This is a genomic window from Idiomarina sp. D18 (assembly GCF_057748155.1).
Genome location: NZ_CM173240.1, coordinates 805,793 through 825,150, shown reverse-complemented (window position 1 = coordinate 825,150; position 19,358 = coordinate 805,793). Strand labels below are relative to the sequence as shown.

Annotated in this window: 15 protein-coding genes; 8 read left to right on the top strand and 7 right to left on the bottom strand. The window is 46.8% G+C overall.

The genetic code is table 11. From position 1 onward, the window contains the following. Nucleotides 1–56 precede the first annotated feature (56 nt). The 4 genes from mfd to AC3AP5_RS03905 are packed head-to-tail and all read left to right on the top strand — an operon-like array spanning nucleotide 57 to nucleotide 6,904. A complete protein-coding gene (mfd, locus tag AC3AP5_RS03920) occupies nucleotides 57–3,536 on the top strand; it encodes a transcription-repair coupling factor (RefSeq protein WP_006955536.1) in 3,480 nt (1,159 codons plus the stop codon). A gap of 16 nt (nucleotides 3,537–3,552) precedes the next feature. Continuing rightward, nucleotides 3,553–4,659, top strand: a complete 1,107-nt coding sequence (locus tag AC3AP5_RS03915) for a CsiV family protein (protein ID WP_006955537.1) — start codon at nucleotides 3,553–3,555, stop codon at nucleotides 4,657–4,659. 29 nt (nucleotides 4,660–4,688) lie between these two features. Further along, complete coding sequence (locus AC3AP5_RS03910) at nucleotides 4,689–5,174, top strand: MarR family winged helix-turn-helix transcriptional regulator (protein WP_006955538.1); 486 nt, start codon at nucleotides 4,689–4,691, stop codon at nucleotides 5,172–5,174. Next, on the top strand, nucleotides 5,171–6,904 hold the full coding sequence (locus AC3AP5_RS03905) for an ExeM/NucH family extracellular endonuclease (protein WP_487327045.1): 1,734 nt from the start codon (nucleotides 5,171–5,173) through the stop codon (nucleotides 6,902–6,904). The genes AC3AP5_RS03910 and AC3AP5_RS03905 overlap by 4 nt, the downstream gene beginning before the upstream one ends. Here AC3AP5_RS03905 and AC3AP5_RS03900 read toward each other — a convergent pair. Further along, complete coding sequence (locus AC3AP5_RS03900; RefSeq protein WP_487327044.1) at nucleotides 6,901–7,893, bottom strand: hypothetical protein; 993 nt, start codon at nucleotides 7,891–7,893, stop codon at nucleotides 6,901–6,903. The genes AC3AP5_RS03905 and AC3AP5_RS03900 overlap by 4 nt on opposite strands. 49 nt (nucleotides 7,894–7,942) lie before the next feature. Between AC3AP5_RS03900 and msrB the strand changes: the two genes are divergently transcribed. Then, nucleotides 7,943–9,076, top strand: coding sequence for a peptide-methionine (R)-S-oxide reductase MsrB (gene msrB / locus AC3AP5_RS03895; RefSeq protein WP_006955541.1), 1,134 nt, complete (start codon nucleotides 7,943–7,945; stop codon nucleotides 9,074–9,076). A gap of 5 nt (nucleotides 9,077–9,081) precedes the next feature. Here msrB and asnB read toward each other — a convergent pair whose 3' ends face one another. Genes asnB through AC3AP5_RS03870 form a run of 5 tightly spaced genes read right to left on the bottom strand, consistent with a single transcriptional unit; the run spans nucleotide 9,082 to nucleotide 14,190 of the window. After that, nucleotides 9,082–11,097: an asparagine synthase (glutamine-hydrolyzing) gene (gene asnB / locus AC3AP5_RS03890; RefSeq protein ID WP_487327043.1), complete on the bottom strand. Its 2,016-nt coding sequence runs from the start codon at nucleotides 11,095–11,097 to the stop codon at nucleotides 9,082–9,084. Nucleotides 11,098–11,114: 17 nt separating this feature from the next. Next, nucleotides 11,115–12,182, bottom strand: a complete 1,068-nt coding sequence (locus AC3AP5_RS03885) for an aspartate/ornithine carbamoyltransferase family protein (protein WP_040487880.1) — start codon at nucleotides 12,180–12,182, stop codon at nucleotides 11,115–11,117. A 4-nt stretch (nucleotides 12,183–12,186) separates the two neighbouring features. Next, nucleotides 12,187–12,309, bottom strand: coding sequence for a hypothetical protein (locus tag AC3AP5_RS03880; protein WP_006955544.1), 123 nt, complete (start codon nucleotides 12,307–12,309; stop codon nucleotides 12,187–12,189). After that, nucleotides 12,306–13,727, bottom strand: a complete 1,422-nt coding sequence (locus tag AC3AP5_RS03875; RefSeq protein WP_487327042.1) for a sodium:solute symporter family protein — start codon at nucleotides 13,725–13,727, stop codon at nucleotides 12,306–12,308. The genes AC3AP5_RS03880 and AC3AP5_RS03875 overlap by 4 nt, the downstream gene beginning before the upstream one ends. Next, nucleotides 13,720–14,190 carry a hypothetical protein gene (locus AC3AP5_RS03870; protein ID WP_006955546.1) on the bottom strand — a complete coding sequence of 157 codons (471 nt, stop codon included), beginning with the start codon at nucleotides 14,188–14,190 and terminating at the stop codon, nucleotides 13,720–13,722. The genes AC3AP5_RS03875 and AC3AP5_RS03870 overlap by 8 nt, the downstream gene beginning before the upstream one ends. A 202-nt stretch (nucleotides 14,191–14,392) precedes the next feature. Between AC3AP5_RS03870 and folK the strand changes: the two genes are divergently transcribed. After that, nucleotides 14,393–14,758 (top strand): 2-amino-4-hydroxy-6-hydroxymethyldihydropteridine diphosphokinase, encoded by a 366-nt coding sequence (gene folK / locus AC3AP5_RS03865; RefSeq protein WP_006955547.1) that lies wholly within the window; start codon nucleotides 14,393–14,395, stop codon nucleotides 14,756–14,758. 2 nt (nucleotides 14,759–14,760) lie between these two features. After that, a complete protein-coding gene (locus tag AC3AP5_RS03860; RefSeq protein ID WP_006955548.1) occupies nucleotides 14,761–15,468 on the top strand; it encodes an SDR family NAD(P)-dependent oxidoreductase in 708 nt (235 codons plus the stop codon). Between the two features lie 70 nt (nucleotides 15,469–15,538). On the opposite strand, the gene acnA is transcribed toward AC3AP5_RS03860, so the two are convergent. Further along, nucleotides 15,539–18,214 (bottom strand): aconitate hydratase AcnA, encoded by a 2,676-nt coding sequence (gene acnA / locus AC3AP5_RS03855; RefSeq protein ID WP_006955549.1) that lies wholly within the window; start codon nucleotides 18,212–18,214, stop codon nucleotides 15,539–15,541. A 260-nt stretch (nucleotides 18,215–18,474) separates the two neighbouring features. Between acnA and tesB the strand changes: the two genes are divergently transcribed. After that, nucleotides 18,475–19,335, top strand: coding sequence for an acyl-CoA thioesterase II (gene tesB / locus AC3AP5_RS03850; protein ID WP_006955550.1), 861 nt, complete (start codon nucleotides 18,475–18,477; stop codon nucleotides 19,333–19,335). Nucleotides 19,336–19,358: the final 23 nt, after the last annotated feature.

Genomic DNA, 19,358 nt, shown 5'->3' with positions numbered 1-19,358 from the left:
ATTGCCGGTGATTTAAGTATAATGCAACACAGAATTGTAGTTAACATTAGGTTGTCATGACTAAAGTTTCGGTTTTTAATCCCCCTTACACAGACTCGCCTCAGAAAGACATCAGTTGGACCGATCTCAACGGAAGCTCACCTGCATTGGCGCTAGCAAAAGTCATAGATAGAACGCCTGGGCGGGTACTTGTCGTGACCGCCGATGCAAATCAAGCGCACCGGCTGGAACAGGAAGTTCGCTATTTCGCAGGTGAGCATACAGATTATCATGATGATATTACCGTTTTCCCAGACTGGGAAACGCTACCTTATGACACCTTTTCACCACATCAAGACATCATTTCCGAACGTCTGAGCGTGCTTGCCCGTCTCCCGCAAGCCCGACGTGGCGCGTTAATTGTTAGCTTAAACACGCTGTTACAACGTATTGCCCCAGTCGAGTTTGTGCAAAGTCAGTCGCTCAACCTCACCGTCAACCAACAACTTGATGCCCTTGCGTTGCGCGAGCAACTTGAGCGTAATGGCTATCGTGCAGTTGAGCAAGTCATGGAACACGGTGAGTTTAGTAGTCGTGGCTCAATCTTAGACCTGTTTCCGATGGGCAGTACAACCCCCTATCGGATTGATTTCTTTGACAACGAAATTGATAGCATCCGTCCGTTTGATCCTGAAACACAACGCTCTTTGACACCGGTTGAATCCGTCAAACTCCTCCCGGCTCATGAGTTTCCGTTAACGAAGGCTGGTATAGAGCATTTCCGTTCAGCCTTTAGAGAGCGTTTCGAAATAAGTCATGAGCGCGAATCACTTTACCAGCAAGTAAGTAAAGGCCAAACGCCAGGTGGCATTGAGTACTACTTACCGTTGTTTTTTGAACAAACGGCGACATTATTTGATTACCTACCTAACGACGCATTGCTCGTTACCTTTGGCGATATTCAAGGCACTCTTGAGAAGCTCTGGATCGATATAAATCATCGTTATGAGCAACGACGCTACGATCAGCAGAAGCCGTTATTACATCCAAACGAAATATTCATGTTGGCGGAGCAGGTTCATAGCCGCTTTAAGCAAATGCGTCGCATTCGAGCCGCAATTCCAAGCGGTAAACCAACACCCGGTGCGGTGTCCTTCAATACTGCACCTGTGACAGACATCGCTGCGGAACATCAAAATAAGCAACCCTTTGCCAAGCTGAAGCAGTTGATCAGCACTGCGATAGATCAGGGGCAACGTTTGCTATTCGTCACCGAGTCCGCCGGACGAAAAGAAGCACTGCACGATATACTTGGGCGCATTGGTTACCCTGCACCGAGTGTTGTTCACTTCAGTGACTTTGAACAATCCAATGAACCGCTGGCACTGACAGTCGGCCCCATCATTAATTCGGTTCATTTAAAATCAGAAAATATCTATCTAATTACCGAAACCGAGTTGATGGGCAATCGTGTCTCACAACGACGTCGACGTGAACAAAAACCGACGCAAAGCTCCGACGCGCTCATTCGCAACTTAGCCGAACTCAAAATTGGACAACCTGTGGTTCACATAGACCACGGTGTGGGTCGCTATCAAGGCCTAACAACTCTTGACGCGGGCAACGTCACCACTGAATTTGTCACTATCGAATACGCTCAACAATCAAAGCTGTATGTACCCGTGGCAAGCCTGGATGTATTGAGTCGTTATAGCGGGGGGGAGGAGAACCATGCCCCACTGCATAAACTCGGAAACGACAGTTGGGAGAAAGCCAAAAAACGAGCGGCTGAGAAGATCCGCGATGTAGCGGCAGAATTACTTGATGTTTATGCAAAACGAGCGTCCAACGAAGGATATGGCTTTACCATTGATGCAGACGACTACCAACGTTTTGCGGATAGTTTTCCATTTGAAGAAACGACCGACCAACTGAACGCAATTAATGCGGTAGTGCAAGATATGGCGGCGCCCCACCCGATGGACCGTCTGGTTTGTGGCGATGTAGGCTTTGGTAAAACGGAAGTCGCGATGCGTGCCGCTTTTATTGCTGTAAACGACAGTCGTCAGGTGATGGTTTTGGTGCCTACAACCTTGTTAGCTCAACAACATTACGACAACTTTAAAGACCGATTTGCCGACTGGCCCGTGCGTATCGAGGTGCTATCACGCTTTAAGACCGCTAAGCAGTCAAAGCAAATTATTGCCGATACTGAAAGCGGTCAAGTCGATATTTTGATTGGTACTCATAAGCTATTACAGGGCGACATCAACGCGAAAGCGCTTGGTTTATTGATCGTCGATGAAGAGCACCGCTTTGGTGTTCGTCAGAAGGAAGCGATAAAAAGATTACGTGCTAACGTCGATATATTAACATTAACTGCCACGCCGATTCCCCGCACACTGAATATGGCGATGAACAACATTCGTGATTTATCCATCATCGCAACCCCTCCGGCGCGGCGTTTAGCAGTTAAGACCTTTGTTAGAGAACACGACAATGCCACTATTCGCGAAGCAATCTTACGGGAAACGTTGCGGGGCGGACAGGTATACTTTCTACACAACAATGTAGACACCATTGAAAAAACGGCAAGAGAAATAGAAGCGCTTGTTCCCGAGGCAAGCGTCACAGTTGCTCATGGACAAATGCGGGAGCGTGAACTTGAACGCATCATGAGCGACTTTTATCATCAACGTTTTAATGTGTTGGTTTGTACGACCATCATAGAAACCGGCATCGACGTGCCGTCGGCTAATACCATTATCATTGATCGCGCAGACCATCTTGGTCTAGCTCAGTTACATCAGCTAAGGGGACGTGTGGGGCGCTCTCACCACCAAGCGTATGCCTATTTATTAACGCCTCACCCAAAACGAATGACAAAAGACGCCCTAAAACGGCTTGAGGCTATCGCACAACTAGAAGATCTAGGTGCCGGATTCATGCTTGCGACACACGATCTCGAAATTCGTGGCGCGGGCGAATTACTGGGTGATGACCAAAGCGGTCAAATAGAGAGTATTGGCTTTACACTCTACACTGATATGTTAGAGCAAGCTGTAGAATCTCTTAAGAATGGTCAGGAACCAACGCTTGAGGGGTTAACCCGAAACCGAGCAGAAATTGATTTGCGTATTCCCGCTTTGTTACCTGATGACTATATTGCCGATGTTAATATTCGCTTGAACATTTATAAGCGTATTGCTGGTTGCAATAATGATGAACAACTCGAGGATATTCAGGTTGAGCTTATCGATCGATTTGGCTTGTTACCCCAAGCTAGCAAAAACTTAATCGCACAAACACGCATACGCAACCACTCAGAAGCGTTAGGAATACGTAAAATTGATATGGGTAATCAAGGCGGTACGATAGAGTTTGGTGAAACAACTAAGGTGAAGCCGGAGACCATTATCGGGCTCATCCAAAAATGTCCGAATCATTATCGCCTCGAGGGACCGACGAAACTCAGAGTCACTCAGTCGATTGAGGATACTCAAAGCCGCTTAGAACTGATACAGTCGCTTTTAGATGAGCTTGCTAGTGATAAATAGATCTGAGGAAAACAACATGAAGTGTAAGGGGCTAGTTTTTGGGTTACTGACGCTGAGCAGTCTATTCGCTTTACCCAAAGCACAAGCCAAGCAGGACCCTGAATACTGGCGCTGGTTTGAAGTTGAAGTGTTGCTATTCAAACACACAGTTGAGCAAGATATCAGTGAACAGTTTCCGCTTCATCTTGAACCAATTGATACTTCCAATGCAAATGACTTGATTGCACAAGTAGTCAATGCAAATCACCACAACTTGCGAGCCAATTTACCACTTTGTGAACTTGCAGAGCACAACTGGCAATGGAATGCCCTGCCCTGTAGTTATGAGGACGAACGTCTTAGCATCGAAATAAATGGTAGTCCTTTCAACCGTCCGAGCAAACTCTCACAGCTCGTCAAACTTCCTGTTCATTTTTTTGGCCCTGAAAAAGATATCAAAGATGCCCGCAGTCCTTTTTTAGTCCCTAAAAGCCACTGGGTGCTGAATGAAACCGAGCAAACGCTGGAGCAGCGCGGCTTAGCACAGCCCTTGCTGCACCTAGCTTGGCGACAACCTGTGTTTGGTCGTGATGATGGTTACAAGTTTCATCTTTACGGCGGTAAAAACTTTGCTGATCGATATCAGTTTAACGGCTTTATGAAACCTCAAGATTCAGTCAAGTTCGCTCCTAGCACCGTTCGTAACGAACTTGACCCGCTCTCTCAACGGATGCAGAACATAGAGCAATTATTCGACATTCTCGCAAAGGGGCAACACCGTTTTGGTGCAAATGAGGACGGACAGTCCCTCGCACCGTTGCAAACTGAACCCAATAGTAAGCCGGTGTGGGAACTCGATGGCACACTTCATATCTTTCTAGTGGGCAATTATTTACATATCAAAGGCGATTTTAATCTTCGTGAGGAAGTTTTCATCGCTCCGCCGAATGGCGATCTTGCCGCACAAGCGTCAACATTGCTGACCTCAACGCAGGATAAAACTGAGGAAGAGCGATTTTTGCGTAGCTACCGCTTTGACCAGTTACGTCGGGTGATTAGTCACGAAACACACTACTTTGATCACCCCAAATTGGGTATGATTGTACAAATACGTCGTACCGATTTATCTGCGCGACGCTATTAGACCACCGGTTTCAACTTTTAGGAGCGACAATGGAAAAGTATGAAGAGCTTTTACTCGCGTTACGTAAAGTCATTCGAGCCATTGATCTGCACTCCAAACAACTCAACAAATACTCGGGATTAACCGCGCCACAGTTACTCATTCTACGTGAAATTGTTGCTCGGGATGGTATTACCGCAAGTGAAGTCGCGCAAAATATCACGTTAAGCCCGGCAACGGTCTCAAATGTTATTGAGCGAATGGAGCATCGCGGTTTAATCTATCGTCGACGTAGCAACACCGATAAACGTCGAGTGTTGATGTACATTACCGAGCAAGGTCAATCGCTACTGGCTCAAGCGCCACAACCCTTACAGGAAGACTTTATTGAGAGGTTTCAAGCACTTGATGAGTGGGAGCAATCCTTGCTGCTATCATCAATGCAACGAATTGCGACCATGATGGATGCTGAGCGGCTTGACGCAGCCCCCGTCTTGGAAGTAGGTAGTTATCACAAAATGGACAAGCATTCATGAATAAACTTTTTATCGCCATGGCTGTGCTACTCAATGCCACAGCCGCCTATGCTCAAGACTGTGGTGAAAAGCAAGCCGAGATTACCCCGATATCCACTATTCAAGGTGAGGAATGGCAATCTCCTCTAGTTGGGCAGAACGTAACCACTTCGGGAACAGTCACAGGAAAATGGACGGCTAACGATCAGCTGGCTGGATTTTTCATACAAAGCACAGAGCCCGATAACAACCCGAGAACATCTGAAGGTTTATTTGTTAGCTCAACAACCCAACAACCTTTTTCAGAAGGCGATTTTGTGGTTGTTACAGGACAGGTGACAGAAGCCAACGAACAAACACGTCTCGTTGACGTGACTTCGCTTTCGGCATGCCCTCAAGCACGCCCGCTACCCGCGCCCGTTGAAGTTAAGTTGCCTTTTGAAAGTAATGAACAACGCGAGCAACTGGAGAATATGTTAGTTACATTAGTCGCCGAAAGTGGGCAAGAACTAACAATCTCCGGTCATTATCAATTACCACGTCATGGCTACTTTGACGTATCCAGTGGTCGTTTGTTTACACCATCACAAATTGTTGAGCCAGGCGCTGACGCACGCGAGCAAATGCGCATCAACCAATTGAATCGTGTTCAAGTAGACGATAACAGTGATGTAGAACCCAACACACTTCCGTTTGAACAGCTGACGAGCTCAGCGCAAAACTCAATGCGCAGCGGAACAACGATGATGCCGATTGTTGGCATTCTTACAGAGTTTCGTGGTAGAGCACGCATTCAGCCTACGGAAGCCGTAGTCGCAAAACATATTAGCGAGCCAGAGACACCCAAGGCAAAGAATGAGTATCTACGAATCTCAAGCTTTAATGTGCTGAACCTGTTCAATGGCGAAGGTGACAAAAATGGTTTCCCGACCGAACGCGGTGCGAAAAGCTTCGATGCGTATCAACGCCAACAAGCTAAAATTGTCTCAGCGCTGGTCGACATTGACGCCGATGTGTTTGGCTTAATGGAGGTTGAGAATGACGGTTACGGCTCCGACAGTGCAATTGTACAGCTCGTTAATCAGTTAAATGAGGCACAAGATAGCCCGTATGTTATCGCCGAGCCAAGAGCTCAACGATTAGGTGACGATCAAATTGCTGTCGGTCTCATTTACAATCGTAATCGCGTTAAACCGATTGGTCATGCGCATACAATAACTCAAGGTCCTTTCCGCTCAGGTAGCCGACCACCTTTAGCGCAAGTGTTGGAGGACAAGCAATCCGGGCAGCAATTTACCGTTATCGTAAACCACTTCAAGTCGAAAGGTGGATGCCCTGACAATGGACCTAACGCCAACCAAAATGATGGTCAATATTGCTGGAATCAGCAACGCCTTGACTCAGCCGCGGCGCTAATCGAGTGGGTCAAGCAAAATGCATTCCCAGCACCTGTGCTATTGGGGGACTTCAACGCCTACTACAAAGAAGATCCGGTACAGTACATAGCCAACCATGGTTTTAGTAACGTCTCGCACGCCGACGAATACTCTTATGTATTTGATAGTCAAGCCGGTGCGCTAGACCACGTGTTTATTGATCAGGGTTTGACCGACAGCGTTAAAAATGTCCAACATATTCATTATAATAGTGATGAACCCACGGTATTTAGCTACCAAGATACCGAGTACTTCAAGGTGGGACCCTATCGCTCATCGGATCACGATCCAGTGTTTATCGATGTTGAGTTCTAATGTTGCTTGTTACCAAACCTGAGCTCAAACTCAACACCTAGCATCCAGTGGCCTCGACGGGTTTCATAACGTTCCTCTCGAGGCCAATGGTGCCCCACCCATGTCTCCATCAACAGCCACGACTTGTATATTCGGCGTCTATCAAGTACCCGAATACCATAATCCGTTACCGTAACAGGAGCTTCGTTTTCTCCTTCGGACCAAATTTCTGTTGCATAGGCATGATCATTACCTGTTAAAAAATAGACCGTTGCCGATGAGCCCCACCGCACACCCTGCGTCTCTTGAGCAAAGGTCCCGATCGCGGACCATTTAGCGACAACATGTGTTGTTAATTGAGTTTCGGTATCGATACGTTGTGCAACACCAAAACCATCACTATCGCGCCAAAATATTGAGGATTCCCAGCGCATTAAACTGATATCTGACAAAATGCTATCAACCCGATAGCGAGCACGCGCATAGGTATCAAGCTTAATACCGCCCCGCACCCCAACACTGTAGGTCAACCGGTGTGCTTCGTTTACTTGACGGCTAAAACCTAGCCCAATAAGCCACTCATCATCTGTATTTGGAGAGTTGATCACTGAAGGCTTACCCACGTCCTGCTGGTCTAAAAACTCACCCTCGTCGACTTGGCCTAGAAAAGCCGAGAAATCTTTTTTTGCGTGTGGCAGCTGAAATCGGGCACGAAATCGTGAATCGACTTCAAACTTATGGTAACCCGACCACTGCGGCGCGACTGTTAAGCGTCCATAAGTTTCATGTTCACCACTGTTCATGCCTCGGTCAGCAAAAAAACTGTCAACCCAGCGAGCGCTGGACTCAACGGAGGTCTCTAAACCATATCTAAACTGCTCAAGCCAACCATCTGAGGTATTTTCTTGAGACACCGAACTCGAGTCATTCGCATCTGATTGCGCCTGTGCAAGGGAAGGTGCTGTCCATAGCACGAGCATAAAAATTCCACTCACATAAATCTTTTTCATCCCAACTGACCTATATTGTTATTAGAAGCAGTAATGCAGGAGGCCTTTTATGTCCAAATATATATTCATCATGCTCGCTGTTCTTTTCACTCACTTGAGCATGGCACAAAATGAAATCAACGAAAAGCAATCTCACGAGCAAATAGCGACTTTTGCTGGCGGCTGCTTTTGGTGTGTTGAGGAAGCATTTGAGCAAATGAACGGCGTTCGAGAGGTCATTTCAGGTTTTAGCGGCGGAACAGAGCTCAACCCGACCTACCAGGAAGTTTCCGCAGGTAAAACAGGTCACACTGAGAGTGTACAAGTCTATTATGACCCTAACATTGTTTCATACGCCGCCCTTTTGCAAAAATTCTGGCGTATCATTGACCCCACGGATAATAAAGGTCAATTTGTCGATCGTGGTCAGCAGTACCGTCCAGAAATTTTTTATCACACCGATCAACAACGTAAAATTGCTCAGCAGACTAAACAATATCTAGCCGAACACGGACCATTCAAAAAGCCTATTGTTGTGCCAATAACACGGTTTAAGTCCTTCTATCCCGCCGAGGACTATCATCAAAATTATTATGATAAAAATCCGATCCGCTACAAAGTCTATACGTTTAATTCAGGACGTTATGACTTCATCGAGAAGTTCTGGGGAGATACCTCAGATATCGATTATCAGCAGTACACCAATCAAAATCCCAATGGAGTCAATCAATCGAATGCAGCGCAAGCACGTTGGAAAAGTTACAGCAAGCCGAGTGATGAAGTGTTGCAGCAAAAGTTAACTGACATTCAGTTTGAGGTAACACAAGAGGATGGTACTGAGGAGCCATTTAATAACGCTTATTGGGATAACAAGCGCCCCGGCATTTACGTTGATATTCTAAGTGGTGAGCCCTTATTTTCATCTACAGATAAATACAAATCGGGTACCGGTTGGCCCAGCTTTACCCAGCCGATCACATCCGATGCGGTGGTGGAAAAAGAGGATAACAGTTGGTTTTACACACGCACAGAAATTCGCAGCCGCTATGGTAATAATCACATTGGTCACGTTTTCAGCGATGGTCCAAAACCAACGGGGTTACGCTATTGCATGAACTCAGCTGCTCTAGAGTTTATCCCTTTAGATGAAATGAAAGAACATGGTTACGGCGATTACATAAAGTATGTAACCGCCGATAACTAGAACGGTTAAGCGTGCCAGCCGAGCTCTTGAGCACGCTGTTGAGCTTGCTTTGGAACATCGGTTGCGACGAAGTGATGATGTAACACTTGTACACCGAGCATATGGTTGATAACTGCATCAAGCTGTACTTGCTCTTCAGCGGTGACATCACTTGAGCTGTGACGCGCAAACACGGCTTGTACCGCATCAAAATCGAGTAAGCCCGCATCCTTTACCGCTTGCTCACTCAAAAACTCCTCCGCTAAACGTTCTACTGCTTTCCATTTTTCGGGATCGGTATGCGCAGGTGGCGCCATAAATGCAAACTTTTCGCGTTTATAGAGCGTTTCCGGCAACAAGCCTTTCATCGCTTCACGCAATACATATTTCTCCTTGTTACCTTTTATGCGTAAATGCGGAGGCACCGTAAAGGCGTATTCTGCTAAGTGATGATCGAGAAACGCAGGTCGCGCTTCCATTGAGTTAGCCATATCCACGCGGTCCCCGCCCCATGTTAGAATTTGCCCCTCTAACATGGTTTTAATCCACACGTACTGTGCGCGATCAAGCGGATGGCGCCCGGTCAGGTAGGCTTCATCTAATGTGTCTGCAATCGCCTGGCCCGGGTCGTAGTCCTTAAGTTGCTGTTGCAGACTTTTGTTAATTAGTGGTTTAGCGACGCTACTACAAGACAGCCAAGGTTGCACACAACTCGGCGTAAAGCCCACTTTTTGGTTTAACGCATCGCTGCTGAATTCTTCTCGAGCCAGCATTGCACCTTTAAACAACTGATTATTTTTTTCCAGTAGCTTTTGCCATTCAAGCCGTTCAATTTCCGGTAAATGTTCGAGACCATGTAAAAACATATCCTTGCGAAACGCTGGGTAGCCAGCAAACAGTTCATCGGAGCCTTCGCCTGTCATAACGACTTTATAGCCCGCCTCATGCACTTCCTGACTCATCAAGTACTTAGCGACACCCAGCGTGTTGTAGATAGTCCGTTCAGTGTGCCATAGCGTTTTTACAAAATGGTCGTACAGATCATTCGCCTTGAGCGCCATAATGTGATGGTCAGCGTCAGTCGCCTCGGCCATTTCACGCGCAATGGGCGTCTCGTCATAGTCGTCCGAATCAAATCCAATGGTGAACGCCTTAACTGAGGTTTGGGTCGATGCCGATGCAAGACCCAAGATCGAGCATGAGTCGATGCCTCCCGAGAGATAGCAGCCTACGGGTACATCAGCGGTCATACGATGCTGTACCGCCTCTAAGAGCTTTTCGCGCACGCCCTCGACATATTCTGTCTCATCGACCTCATCACCGGGATAGTCGTGTTCATTAGGAAAATCCACGTCCCAGTACTTCAGCGTATCGATGTTGAGTGTGCCATTATTACGTTTGATTTTAACCACTTGCCCAGGCTGCACTTGATGAACTCCTTCAAATGCCGTTGAGCCGGGCACCATCACTTGAATCAGTTGGTGGTATAAGCCCTCAGCAGAAAACGCCCGCTTTACTTGCGGATGAGCGAATAGCACTTTCAACTCCGATCCAAAAACGACACCTTCGTCTGTCTCAGTCCAGTAAAGGGGCTTAATACCAAAACGGTCACGCACTAAATAAAGTGCATCTTCGTCTTTATCATACAAGCCAAATGCAAACTCACCCCGTAGTTCCTTTAATGTGGCTTCGAGGCCATAGCGTTCAAATAGATGAAGTACGATTTCAGAATCGCTTTTCGTTCTAAAACGCGCCCCCCGTGCCGTCAAATCGGCTCGAATACGTTTGAAATCATAAAACTCACCGTTGTGAGTTAGCATCAGTCGTTCATCAGCAGACAAAAAAGGTTGCTTAGCACGCTCTTCATCTAAGTCAATAATCGATAACCGAGCATGACTAAAACCAATCCCCTGCTCCGATTGTATGTGATAGCCATATCCATCAGGACCCCGATGATGCATTATCGCAGCCATATTGACCAAGGTCTGAGCGTCGATAGGATCATTGACGCGGTGATTGAATACTCCAGCAATTCCGCACATCTTCGTTTTTCCTTGTGTTATACGACATCGATAACGCGCTCAGCGCGTTGAACCATACACGTAAGTAGCGCCATCCTCAAAAACACCGCACCTCGAGCTTGGCTGAAATACCAGTTATGCGGTGTATGATCGAGATCCGTTGCTAGCTCAGGTCCACGAGCCAATGGGTGTAAAATAATAGCGTCTTCTTTCAAAGGCGACTGTGCATCCAAACTAAACGACTTACCATACGTATTGAATGTCTCTCCCTCCCAAGATATCGCATTGATGTAGACCACATCGATATCTGGCAACGTTGCATTCAAATCAGTCGACGTCCGCACATGAATGCCTGCTTGCTCTATCTGCTCTCTTTGCTGTTCAGCAAATAGATGCTCTGATACAGAGTCATCATGAATAATGACCAACTCTTTAATCGCATCCGGAAATTTGAGTAAACTTTTTATCAGGCTCCTAACAGTTCGCATTCTATTGGGGACACCAATAATACCCACACTCACCGCGTGTTGTTTAGCATCGGCTGTCGTTAGTTCTGGTTTCCATTTAAACAAGGCATAAAGGTCAGCTAGCGCCTGCGTTGGATGCTCATCACATCCATTACCTGCATTGATGATCGGTATTCTCAACGAATCGATCATTTCCTCTAACGAGGACTCGTTGTTATCTCTTAGTACGACACAGTCGCCATAGTTATTAAACATTTCAGCGACATCGGCGAGGCATTCTCCCTTAGCAATCCCAGTAGTAGAGCGATCAGTGATCGACATAATATCGCCGCCTAAACGGTGCCAAGCACTCTCAAATGAGAGTCGCGTGCGCGTACTCGGCTCATAGAAGGCAGAAATTAAGATTTTGCCCTGCAACGACGTGCTAAAACGTCGTGGATTGGCCTCGTACTTTGCTGCGAGTCGAAACAACTGCAACATACCATTTTGTGTAAACTGATCCGACGAAACAATGTGTTGATTAGCCAGTTTCAACAGGTAATCACCATCCTCTTGAATCGCTCTTAGCAATGCTTTGGGATGTGCGTCGCCGCACACGTCAGGTCTGTCCCGCTCAAAGGAAACATCCTTTATATTCATACAGTTACCATATTGATTTAGAAAAATAATCTTTTAAAAACAAACCGATGAGTACAACCGGCGCTAATACTGTGAGTATGAGCGCCCCCGTGACCAATAAATAAAATGCAGTTTCTGAAATAATCATTGTCCATTCTCCTGCAATTCATGCCACGAAAACTGACGTTTGTTGAATACAATACCGATTGCACAAATCAGGCCTGATACAGCACAAGAAACCAATGCTGCGACGTAAAATCCAATCCAAAAATAAGCGATCAGCCCGGCTATCGTACCTGCCGCCATCGCTATTCCCGCGAAAATCCCTTGCAGACGTCGCCAGTAAAGCCCTATCACGATAGGCCAAATGGTGCTTGCGACAAAAGCTCCCGCAAAGTTTAACAGCGCACCCAAGGTCGCTATTCGCGGCAAGCACAAGAGCCAGGTCATCACGCCAATGCCGAGCAAGCAGTACCGATTAAATCGCATCAGTTGCTGATCAGATGCGTGCTTCTTAATTAATTTATGATAGATATCCTGAGTGACTAAGTCAGACGAGGCCGCCAGCAAAGAGTCAAGACTAGACGCCAACGCCGAGAACACAACAATAAATACCAGTATGGCACCTGTTTTGCCGAGCACCGATGCAGCAACCGCCGGCCCTATCATATCGGCCGATGCCGGAAATATGCCCAGTTGTGGCGCGGCCAATGCAATGAATCCAGTCACAACTGGAATCGGTAGCCACAACAAGCCACCGGTTAAATAAGCTTTGTATGCGACATCCTTACGAAAGGACAAGGCTCGCGACCACCACACATTTGAGTGAAAAATTTCTCCCAATCCGAAAAATATATTATTAAACAAAAACATCACAGCGGCGGGAAATAGCAGATCTAATAGCTGCGGGTGCGCTTCACTCAGCTCTGTATGTATACTGGTTAAGCCCACGTTATCGATCAACCAATAAGCCACGACAGCAACACCGACGATAATAATTAAGGCTTGAATAAAGTCGGTAGCAATAACTGCGCGTAAGCCACCAAATAACGTGTAGCCCACACACATCGCCAAAATAATCGTCATGCCAATGTAATAATCCAAGCCGCTTAGTGCTTCGAGTAGAATACCGCCCGCCATACCGAGGCTCACCAGCCAACCAAAGGCATACACCACAGAAATTACCAAGAACACGGCCCAAGCGAAGCGACCATAGCGCAATCGGACAAAGTCGCCCGATGTGTAACCTTGCGGCAGCAATTGTTTAATTCGTTTAGCCATCGGCGCGAATAACAACAATCCCAACGCAGCAAAGGAGTACCCGACCATCCCCCATACACCTAACTGATAAGTGAGTTGAGGCGCCACCAAGGTTGTATTGCTCGTCACCCATGTCGCCATGGCGGTTGCCGCTGCGAACGCGAAACCAACATTCCGCCCGGCTAGCGCAAAGTCCTCATGAGACTTATTCTTTCGCCCGAGCCAAACACCAAAAGCAATCCATACCAAGGCAAAGCCAACGATAATGAACAGTGCAGTCTGTGTATCCAGCGCAAATTCAGTCATTAGCTACCGCCTTCTTGTGTCCCATAATTAATGTCAGCAACAATAATAGAAATAGCAATGCGCCCAACAAAAACAGTGTCAACGCCTGCCAAATCGGATAGTGCTCAACAGTGACTTCAATCGCCGTTTGGCTGACCACGCGCTGTTGATGCACGGCGCGAATATAATAATGACCTGATTCGAACCCTGTCAGGGTCACTTGGTTGAAGTTGCCCATGATTGGCACGGTCTGCAGTAAGCTGGCAAAAGACTTGGATTGACTCACTTGGAGTGACAAGGGGCGTAATGTCGGCGAGACGTGATCGAGCTCAACAACGAAATAGCCCGCACGCACTTTCTCGACAGGTCCAGAAAGCACAACGGCATCCTCGCTCTGCGCCACCGCCGAACAAGATATTAATATAGATAACAACGCAAATAGCGCTTTGTTATAGCTTTTCAGCCACACCTGAAAGCTTGTCATAGCATGAGTTCTTATTATCTTTGACACAAATTTCAGCCTATCAGCGGTTCTCGGGCTTTTCAACTTAACTGGCTGAGTATGACGCATTGATACATAATTCTTAACAATTCGCTAATTTCAATAAAATCAGATAACTTGATACAAACCAATTAGTTTTGAATTGCGTATAATCTTTCAATGTAATCAACCACAAAGTTAATCTATGAAGTATTTATGTAGTTTAGGCTCAAATATCGAACCAGAACTCCACTTTTCTCGCGCTAAGCACTATCTTTATCAAATTTCTGATGAACTTGCTTTTACACGCGACATTCTTACCCGTCCCGTCGATATCGATACACCACACCCTTTTCTGAATGCGTTATTCACTATCGAAACAACCCTGACAGCTCAGCAATTAAAACAACGTTTTAACGAAATTGAAGAGCAACTCGGGCGTGACCGTGACGACCCGAATCGCAGTATCAAAGATCGTACAATTGATATTGATATCCTCGGTCCTGTCGATGAAGAGCCCGAGGTGCCTACTTATTTACAAGAGATTGCTTACGAACTGAAGGAAGGATAATCATGGCAAAGAATGTGCTGATTACTGGTGCTGGCCGACGCTTTGGCTATGAGCTAGCCAACCACCTCATTGACGAGGGCTATCAAGTGTTCGCCCATTACAACAGCTCTAAAAACGGAGTTGAGGCGCTCGAACAGCGCGGTGCGATTCCTCTACAAGCCGATTTTAACGAGCCTAGCGCGGTACAGTCATTGATTGAGCAGATTAAAAAAAAGACCGATACGCTCGATATGTTAGTCAACAATGCATCGTGCTTTTTTGATAACGAGACTGTTGATAGCGACACCGACGCACTAGCGGCCGTTTATAATGTTCACGCGGTAGCTCCTTACTTACTCATTACTGGACTTCAGTCGCTACTCGAGCACAGTGATAACCCTTTGGTGGTGAATATCACTGATATCTACACTGACAGTCCTTCACCGAGCTATATTGCTTACTGCGGCGCCAAAGCTGCGCTAGCGAATATGACGCAAGGGTTTGCTAAAACTTTAGCGCCCAAAATTCGGGTCAATGCCATCCAACCGGGTCCGATTCTCTTTTTACCCGACCACGATGACGCGCATCGTCAGAAGGTTATGTCCGAAACACCATTGAATGTTGAAGGCGGTTTGCAGCCGATGATAGAGACGGTCAAGTTTTTACGCGACAATCCTTTCCTTACGGGTGAGTCAATTAAGGTTGATGGCGGGCGTTCACTGAACATCTAGTCTGCTTATTCTCAATAAAAAAGCCGCCCGCATAGAATGTGCGGGCGGCTTTTTTGTCGCTATCAAGTGCTTATTTCTTTTCGAGCATTTGACGCAGTACGTAATGCAAGATACCGCCGTTTTTGTAGTACTTCATCTCATTTGAAGTATCAATGCGGCATTTAGCTTGGAATTCTACTTCCTTGCCATCTTTACCTTTCGCAACGACATCGAGCATCTGCCCTGGTTTAAGGTCTTTATTTAAACCTTTGATTGAGATGGTTTCATCGCCTGTCAAGCCATGCGCTTCAACGCCTTGACCGTCTTCAAACTGCAACGGTAAGACACCCATACCAATCAGGTTAGAGCGGTGGATCCGCTCATAACTTTCGGCAATCACGGCTTTGACACCCAATAACCGCGTACCTTTCGCTGCCCAGTCACGGCTTGAGCCAGTACCGTACTCTTTACCGGCGAGCACAACCAACGGCGTGTCGTTCTCGATGTACTTCATTGCTGCATCGTAAATCGACATTTCCTCGCCAGTCGGAATGTACTTGGTGAAACCACCTTCAACGCCATCAAGCATTTGGTTTTTGATGCGAATGTTACCAAAGGTACCGCGCATCATGACCTCGTGATTACCGCGACGAGAGCCATACGAGTTAAAGTCTTTCACTTCTACACCATTTTCTTGCAGGTAACGACCTGCTGGCGAGTCCGGTTTAATCGAACCGGCTGGTGAGATATGGTCAGTCGTGATCGAGTCAGCAAACACTGCAAGCACATTGGCATCTTCGATGTCGCTTGGATCAGCCAACGGCTCATTAATGTCGTCAAAGAATGGTGGATTTTTCACATAGGTTGAATCATCCTGCCAATCATAGGTTTTACCTTCCGCGACTTTAATAGAACGCCACTCTTCATCACCTTTAAAGACTTCGCCATATTCCTTACGGAACATTTCGTTATCAACCGTCTTAACGGCTTCGGCAATTTCAGAACTGCTTGGCCAGATGTCTTTTAACATCACATCGTTACCGTCTTTATCTTTACCGAGCGGATCTTTGCTCAGATCGGTACGCGTTGTACCTGATAAAGCATAAGCCACGACCAACGGTGGTGAAGCCAACCAGTTTGCTTTCACATCCGGGTGAACACGACCTTCAAAGTTACGGTTACCCGATAGCACTGACGATACCGTCAAATCACCCTCGTTGATCGCATCACTGATCTCGTCATCTAACGGACCTGAGTTACCGATACATGTAGTACAGCCGTAGCCAACTAGATGGAAGCCGAGCTCTTCAAGGTACGGCGTTAGACCGGCTTTCGCCAAGTAGTCAGTTACCACTTTAGAGCCTGGCGCAAATGAAGACTTAACCCAAGGCTGGCGAATAAGACCTTTTTCAACCGCTTTCTTAGCGAGCAAACCTGCCGCCATCAACACACTGGGGTTTGATGTATTGGTACAGGACGTAATTGCAGCTATCACAACATCGCCGTGAGAAAGCTCAAAGTCTTGGCCTTTCACCGGAACCGACTTATCTTTTTCGTTGGCTTTGCCGTTAGTCTCTAAGATGAGATCAAAGTTGCTACCCAGTTGCTCCATGTTCACACGGTCTTGTGGACGCTTAGGTCCCGCAAGCGATGCGCGCACTTCACTCAGATCCAACTCAAGCGTATCAGTAAACTCTGGCTCGTTGTCATTGCTACGCCACAAGCCTTGCTCTTTACAGTAGGACTCAACCAGCGCCAGCGTCTCTTCATCACGTCCTGACAAACGCATGTAGTTGATAGTTTCTTCATCTACTGGGAAAAAGCCACAGGTCGCACCGTATTCTGGCGACATGTTTGAAATGGTTGCACGGTCCGCCAGTGGCAAGTTATCCAAACCTGGACCATAAAATTCAACGAATTTACCCACTACGCCTTTCTCGCGTAGCATTTGCGTTACCGTCAACACTAAGTCAGTTGCCGTCACGCCCTCGTTCAGCTTGCCTGTCATACGGAAACCGACAACTTCCGGAATCAACATTGACACCGGTTGTCCGAGCATAGCGGCTTCGGCTTCGATACCGCCAACACCCCAGCCTAATACGCCAAGCGCGTTGATCATGGTGGTGTGAGAATCCGTACCAACTAACGTATCTGGGTACGCAACGGTTTTCCCATTTTCTTCTTTGGTCCAAACACTCTTACCAAGATACTCAAGGTTGACTTGGTGACAAATGCCGGTGCCCGGCGGTACAACGCGGAAGTTTTCAAACGCTTTCTGCCCCCAACGTAGGAACTCATAGCGCTCTTTATTACGCTCCATCTCGATGCGAACGTTTTCTTTGAACGCCTCGGGGGACGCGTACTTATCAACCATCACTGAGTGGTCAATAACCAAGTCGACAGGCGAGAGCGGATTGATTTGTTCAGGGTTCTGCCCTGCGTTACTGACCGCATCACGCATCGCTGCCAAATCAACAATGCCTGGCACGCCTGTAAAATCCTGCATCAGGACACGTGCTGGACGATATTGGATTTCGCGATCAATTTTGCGCTCTTTCAACCAGTCCGCCATTGCAGAAAGGTCTTCACGAGTGACGGTTTCCCCATCTTCGTTACGAAGTAGATTTTCTAACAGTACTTTCATTGAAGCGGGCAATTTATCGATATTGCCGAGCTCCTTGGCTGCTTTCGGTAAACTGTAATACTCGTACGAGTTACCATTAACATCCAATGTACTTAACGTATTCAGACTGTCTTTGCCTGACATAGTACTCTCCCGTTCGCTCTTGCGTTAGTTAAGCTGATAGGTTTTTATTAATATAGTCAATGAGGCTAGGTTCAACCAAGCCTTTTAATTTATGCAAACATATTGCGCTGTAAAGAGCTACCAACAAGCGCTCAAATTTCACTCATAACCATCTATTTTTACGAATAATTGTGTCTATATAAGTAGTGATTAAAGACTAAATCAGATCATTTCGTTAAACTAACTGCATTGATATTAATCATAAACAAAGGAAATAGGCAATGAGCCAAGTATTGGATAACCTCCTTGATTTACTTCGCTTGGAAACAATTGAACAAGGTTTATACCGTGGAAACAGTCAAGATCTGGGCTTTGGCGCGGTATTTGGTGGTCAAGTGATCGGTCAAGCCTTATCAGCGGCTAAAGAAACTTTACCTCCTGAACGTCTTTGTCATTCATTTCACAGCTACTTCTTGCGCCCGGGCGATGCAAAGAAACCTATCGTTTATGATGTCGAGGTTATTCGCGACGGCAACAGTGTTTCCACTCGTCGGGTTAAAGCGATTCAACACGGCAAAGCAATTTTTTACATGACAGCATCGTTCCAACAACATGAAGAGGGCTTTGAGCACCAAGACGCTATGCCTGATGTTCCCGGTCCTGAAGGGTTAGTCTCGGACATTGATATTTATCGTGAACACGAAGAACTGATCCCTGCACCGCTGCGTAACAAATTCATCAGCGAAAAGCCCATCGAAATGCGCTTTGTTACCTCATACAATCCATTTAAACCCGAAAAAGACGAGCCGAAACGTTACGTTTGGCTACGCGCTAATGGCGCCATGCCTGATGACCCTCGCGTGCACAAATACTTACTCGCCTACGCTTCGGACTTTAACTTTTTGCCCACCGCATTACAGCCACACGGTAAGAGTTTCGCCCAACCCAAAATGCAGGTCGCGACCATCGACCATGCGATGTGGTTTCATCGTGATTTTCGCATGGATGATTGGCTACTGTATGCGATTGACAGTCCTTCTGCGAGTGGTGCACGCGGCTTAGTTCGCGGTCAACTATTTAACCGTGAAGGCACCTTAGTTGCATCGACAATACAAGAGGGCATGATCCGCGACCGCAGCTAACCACGCTAATCTTTAGACACAAA

Coding starts and splice junctions, on each gene's coding strand:
- mfd (WP_006955536.1), top strand. CDS start 57: ATGACTAAAGTTTCGGTTTTTAATCCCCCTTACACAGACTCGCCTCAG.
- AC3AP5_RS03915 (WP_006955537.1), top strand. CDS start 3,553: ATGAAGTGTAAGGGGCTAGTTTTTGGGTTACTGACGCTGAGCAGTCTA.
- AC3AP5_RS03910 (WP_006955538.1), top strand. CDS start 4,689: ATGGAAAAGTATGAAGAGCTTTTACTCGCGTTACGTAAAGTCATTCGA.
- AC3AP5_RS03905 (WP_487327045.1), top strand. CDS start 5,171: ATGAATAAACTTTTTATCGCCATGGCTGTGCTACTCAATGCCACAGCC.
- AC3AP5_RS03900 (WP_487327044.1), bottom strand. CDS start 7,893: ATGAAAAAGATTTATGTGAGTGGAATTTTTATGCTCGTGCTATGGACA.
- msrB (WP_006955541.1), top strand. CDS start 7,943: ATGTCCAAATATATATTCATCATGCTCGCTGTTCTTTTCACTCACTTG.
- asnB (WP_487327043.1), bottom strand. CDS start 11,097: ATGTGCGGAATTGCTGGAGTATTCAATCACCGCGTCAATGATCCTATC.
- AC3AP5_RS03885 (WP_040487880.1), bottom strand. CDS start 12,182: ATGAATATAAAGGATGTTTCCTTTGAGCGGGACAGACCTGACGTGTGC.
- AC3AP5_RS03880 (WP_006955544.1), bottom strand. CDS start 12,309: ATGATTATTTCAGAAACTGCATTTTATTTATTGGTCACGGGGGCGCTC.
- AC3AP5_RS03875 (WP_487327042.1), bottom strand. CDS start 13,727: ATGACTGAATTTGCGCTGGATACACAGACTGCACTGTTCATTATCGTT.
- AC3AP5_RS03870 (WP_006955546.1), bottom strand. CDS start 14,190: ATGACAAGCTTTCAGGTGTGGCTGAAAAGCTATAACAAAGCGCTATTT.
- folK (WP_006955547.1), top strand. CDS start 14,393: ATGAAGTATTTATGTAGTTTAGGCTCAAATATCGAACCAGAACTCCAC.
- AC3AP5_RS03860 (WP_006955548.1), top strand. CDS start 14,761: ATGGCAAAGAATGTGCTGATTACTGGTGCTGGCCGACGCTTTGGCTAT.
- acnA (WP_006955549.1), bottom strand. CDS start 18,214: ATGTCAGGCAAAGACAGTCTGAATACGTTAAGTACATTGGATGTTAAT.
- tesB (WP_006955550.1), top strand. CDS start 18,475: ATGAGCCAAGTATTGGATAACCTCCTTGATTTACTTCGCTTGGAAACA.